This window comes from Brevundimonas sp. GW456-12-10-14-LB3 (assembly GCF_059424365.1).
Map to the genome: position 1 here is coordinate 1 of NZ_JBWKZJ010000070.1, position 4843 is coordinate 4843.

At 69.2% G+C, this 4843-nt stretch carries 5 protein-coding genes; all 5 read right to left on the reverse strand.

What is annotated here, in order from left to right; all coding sequences use genetic code 11:
- A partial coding sequence (locus tag AC07XS_RS15655; RefSeq protein WP_182715181.1) for an IF-2-associated domain-containing protein occupies positions 1 to 901 on the reverse strand: 901 nt, incomplete at its 3' end.
- Positions 902 to 1007: 106 nt separating this feature from the next.
- The gene (locus AC07XS_RS15660; RefSeq protein WP_054764484.1) at positions 1008 to 1682 is read right to left on the reverse strand and encodes an RNA-binding protein; all 675 of its coding nucleotides are present in this window, start codon (positions 1680 to 1682) and stop codon (positions 1008 to 1010) included.
- An 18-nt stretch (positions 1683 to 1700) separates the two neighbouring features.
- A complete protein-coding gene (nusA, locus tag AC07XS_RS15665) occupies positions 1701 to 3419 on the reverse strand; it encodes a transcription termination factor NusA (protein WP_182715180.1) in 1719 nt (572 codons plus the stop codon).
- Positions 3419 to 4018: a ribosome maturation factor RimP gene (rimP, locus tag AC07XS_RS15670; RefSeq protein ID WP_228184804.1), complete on the reverse strand. Its 600-nt coding sequence runs from the start codon at positions 4016 to 4018 to the stop codon at positions 3419 to 3421. Before rimP ends, nusA begins: the two co-directional genes overlap by 1 nt.
- A gap of 128 nt (positions 4019 to 4146) precedes the next feature.
- Complete coding sequence (locus tag AC07XS_RS15675) at positions 4147 to 4650, reverse strand: DUF1993 domain-containing protein (protein ID WP_182715178.1); 504 nt, start codon at positions 4648 to 4650, stop codon at positions 4147 to 4149.
- Positions 4651 to 4843: the final 193 nt, after the last annotated feature.

Here is a 4843-nt window from a genome sequence, read left to right on the forward strand (position 1 = left end):
GGGCCGAATAGCGGACCGGCTCGGCCGGCTTGGCGCCCTGGGGACGCTGGCCGCCGGGGCCGGGGCGGCCGCCCTGGGGACGGTCGCCTTGCGGGCGCTCGGACGACTGAGGACGATCTGAATAGGACCGGTCGCCGCCGCCCATCGCCTGTTCGCGGGCCGAACGGCCGCCGAAGGCGGGGCGTTCCGGCGCCGCACGCTGCGGATTGCCAGGCTTGGGCGCGCGTTGGCCGAAGTTGACGGTCGGACGCGCCGGGGCGGCGGGACGGGCAGGCGCCGGCGTCGGAGCGACCGGCGCCGGGGCGGGCGCGGACGCAGCCGGCGTCGGAGCCGGGGTCGGCTTGGGCGCAGGCTTGACCGGCTGAGGCGCGGCGGCGGCCAATTTGGCGGCCTCGGCGCGGGCGGCCTCGGCTGCGGCCTTGGCGGCGGCGGCCTCTTCGCGCGCGGCCTGGGCGGCGCGTTCATTGGCGGCGGCGCGCTCACGCTCGGCGGCTTCGCGCGCGGCCTTTTCAGCGGCGGCGGCGCGTTCGCGTTCGGCGTTGGCCTGGGTCGCCAGGGCGATGGCGCGGCGACGGGCCTCCTGCTCCTCAGGCGACAGACCCCCGCCGGCGGGCTGGGCCGGGCGCTGGCCCTGCGGACGCGGCGCCTGTCCCGCCTGCTGCGGGCGAGCGACATCGAAGCCTTGCGGGCGTTGCGGCCCGCCGGCGCCGGGGCGTCGCTTGGTCTCGACCACCACCGTCTTGGATCGGCCATGGCTGAAGCTCTGCTTCACGGTGCCGGTCGAAACCGATCCCGCGGCGCGCGGCTTCAGGCTCAGCGGCGCCCGCGGTCCCGTTTGGGACGGCGTTCCGCCGGTGTTCGAACCCTGGCCTTGGTTGGTCTTGTCGTTTTCGTCGCTCATCCGGTCGCTTTACTTGGGGCGGAAAAGCCCGCCGTCGTCTCAATACCCATAAACGGCCGTGAGCCCGTCTCCGCCCCTGGAGACAGGCCCTCGGCCGCCAAAATCCTCAGCTCGCCCCACCGTGATTAAAATCAGTCGGGGGTGCGCCCGCCGGTCCGTCCTCGACACCGGAAATCTCCCAGTGAAGGGGGCGAAGCGGCCGAAATCCAGCCAGTCGTTCGACCTCTAGGGTCCACCGATCGGCGCGTCCGCCCGCAAGCAGGACGGCGTGTATCGCATTTTCCAGCCCAAGGGCCAAACTCAAATCGTCCGCCGTAAAGGCGCCGCAGACCTTGGCGGTCTGATGGCGGGCCAATGCGAGGATTTTGCCACGGCCGTCGGCGGCCCCGTCGGAGGCCTCGATCACCCAGTCGGCCTTGCCGGCCCGCAGGGCCGCAGCGGACTTTTCGAAGCCTGAGATAAGCACGCCTTCGCGCCGGGCAAGACCCAGCTGGTCCAAACAACGCCGGACCAGCAGCCGCTCGACCAGATCCGCCAGATCGGCCGGCGCGGTCAGCTTCGTCTTTGCGGCGCGCGTGAAGCCGTTCTTCTTGACCGCCGCCTCGACCGAGGCGCGGCTGGCTTCGACCCACAGGCCGCGACCGGGCAGTTTGCGCCCCAGGTCGGGAACCACCTGACCCTCGGGCCCGGCGACGAAACGGATCAGACGAGATTCGTCCATGACCTGGTGGCTGACCAGGTCCCGGCGTTCCCTATCGATCGTCGCGTCGCGCAAGCTCATGAAGGGCCAGGTCTCCCATCACGTGTTCGACGGTTCGGCGTCGTCGGACGCCTGGCCTTCGCCACCGGCCTCGCCGAACACCTGGTCGGGATCGTACTCGCCCTCGGCGTAGTCGCCCTCGTCCTCATACTCCGGCTCGGGCTGCGGCAGTTCCGAGGCGTCGATCCAGCCGGCGGCCACACGGGCCTGTAGGATCAGCAGTTCGGCCTCTTCCTGGGCCAGGTTGAAGCTTTCCAGAACGCCCGGGACCTTGACCCGTTCGCCGTTCTTCACCTCGTAGCCGCCGCGAATTTCGTCGGTCGCCAGATCGGCCAGGTCCTCGACGGTCTTGACCCCGCCTTCGCCCAAGGCGACCGCCATGGCGAGCGTCACGCCCGGCACGTCCAGAACCGCGTCCTCGACGCCCAGTTCGACGCGCTTGGCGTCCAGCTCGGCGGCCTTGCGGTCCAGATATTCGCGGGCGCGGGTCTGAAGCTCCTCGGCCGTCTCCTCGTCAAAGCCCTCGATTTCCGAGACCTCGTAGGGGTCGACATAGGCCAGGTCTTCCACCGTGGCGAAGCCTTCGGTGACCAGCAGCTGGGCGATGACCTCGTCCACGTCCAGGGCTTCCTGGAACAGGGCGGTGCGCTCGCCGAACTCGCGCTGGCGACGCTCGGAGTCCTGGCTCTCGGTGATGATGTCGATCTGCCAGCCGGTCAGCTGGCTGGCCAGACGCACGTTCTGGCCGCGGCGGCCGATGGCCAGCGACAGCTGTTCGTCGGGCACGACGACTTCCACCCGGCCGGCTTCCTCGTCCAGCACCACCTTGGACACCTCGGCCGGAGCCAGCGCGTTGACGATGAAGGTGGGCTCGTCCGGGTTCCACTGGATGATGTCGATCTTTTCGCCCTGCAGTTCGGCGACGACCGCCTGAACCCGCGAGCCGCGCATGCCGACGCAGGCGCCCACGGGATCGATGGAGCTGTCGTTCGACAGCACCGCCATCTTGGCGCGCGAGCCGGCGTCGCGCGCGGCGGCGCGGATCTCGATCACGCCGTCATAGACTTCCGGCACTTCCTGGGCGAACAGCTTGGCCATGAAGCCCGGGTGGGCGCGCGACAGCATGACCTGCGGGCCCTTGGCCTCGGGCCGGACGTCGTAGATGTAGGTGCGGATCCGGTCGCCGATGTTGAACACTTCGCGCGGGATGGACTGGTCGCGGCGCATGACGCCCTCGCCCCGGCCCAGGTCGACGATGGTGTTGCCGTATTCGACGCGCTTGACCGTGCCGTTGACGATCTCGCCGACGCGGTCCTTGAACTCTTCGTACTGGTTGGCGCGTTCAGCCTCGCGGACCTTTCCGGTCACGACCTGGCGGGCCATCTGGGTCTGGACGCGGCCGAACTCGAACGGCGGCAGCTGTTCGACATATTCCTTGCCGACCTCGGCCTCGGGGTCGCGCTTCAGGGCGTCGCGCAGACGCACCATGGCGCTGTCGTTGAACTCCTCCAGCTCGTCTTCCGGCTGCCAGTCGTCCTCGACGATGGTGACGTGACGGGTCAGGGACAGTTCGCCGGTCTTGTGGTCGATCTTGGCGCGGATGTCGTGATGGGCGCCGTAGCGCGACTTGGCGCCCTTCTGGATCGCCTCCTCAATCGCCTCGATGACGATTTCGCGGTCGATGTTCTTCTCGCGGGCCACGGCCTCGGCGATCTGCAGCAGTTCGAGGCGGTTGGCGGAAATACCGGTGACGGCCATCAGGCTTTGTCCTCAGAAGGGGTCGTGGTGTCGGTGTCAGTGTCGTCGGCCTCGCCTTCCGGCAGGCCGTCGTCTTCAGGTTCGCCGCGGGCGGCGCGGATGGCGGCGCCCCGTTTCATCAGGGCGTCGGTCAGGACCAGCTTGGCGTCGGCCAGCCAGTCGAAGGGGATCAGGGCGGTGTCCTCCTCACCCTCCAGGTCGATCAGGACATTGCCGTCCTCGAACCCGGCCAGGACGCCCTTGAAGCGTTTGCGGCCCTCGATCATCCGGTCCGTCTCCAGCCGCGCCTCCTCGCCTTCGAACAGGTCGAAGTCGATGGGACGGGTCAGGGGCCGGTCGATGCCGGGAGAGGAGACCTCCAGCAGATATTCGCCGGAGATCGGGTCGGCGGCGTCGAACACCTCCGACACGGCCCGGCTCAGCTTGGCGCATTGCTCCACCGAGATGTCGTGGTCGGACGGGCGTTCGGCCATGATCTGCAGGCGCTGGCGCCTGGAGCCGCTCATCAGCCGCACGCGCACGACCTCGAGCCCGAGCGACTCCGCGATCGGGTCGATCAGCTCCAGCAGTTGGCGGTCCTGGGCGGTCTTTGCGCGCAAGCGGCGAATATCCAAAACAAAAGCGGCGGTCCGTCCGGGCCGCCGCTTTGAACGACGCCGTTGGACGCCGGTCTAACGATGTGGAGCGCCATATAGGCCCTTCACATTCGCTTGTCAGCCCTCTTCGTTCAAACCAGCGCCAGCCGCCCCAGATAATCCATCTTGCCCAACGGCACGCCCGCCTTGCGCAGGATGGCGTAGGCGGTCGTGACGTGGAAATGGAAGTTGGGCAGGACGAAACTGGTCAGATAGCCCAGGCCGTCGAAGTTCAGCTCCCGGCTCGGCGTCTTCAGGCGGATCGGCCGGGCCTCGGCGCCGGCGAAGGCGGCGGGGTCGACGCTGTCGATGAAGGCCAGGGTGCGGGCGATCCGGTCCTTCAATTCCGCGAAGGTTGTCTCCGTGTCCGCCATGGAGGGATTGTCGACGCCGGCCAGCCGCGCCACGGCGCCCTTGGCCGTGTCCGAGGCCAGCTGCACCTGGGCGACCAGGGGGCGCATGTCGTCGTGCAGCCGGGCCTGGATCAGGATTGTCTCGTCGAAGCCCTCCGCCAGGGCCTTGTCCAGGAAACCGGACAGATTGGTGAGGCCGCGCGCCAGAACGGGCGTGGCGAAGTCGTAGATCGAGAGGCTCATTCCAGGGCTCCAGTCGGGAACGCCATAGCTGGGCGGTCCGGCGTCATGGCGCCAGCCCGCCCCCGCCGCCGGACCTAGAATTCTTCCCAACCGTCTTCGGCGGGAGCGGCCTGTTGGGCGGGGGCGGCGCCGCCGCGGCCCAGGGTCTTGAGGGCCTGGACCGTGCGGTGGGCGGGCTTGGCCGGCGCGGGGG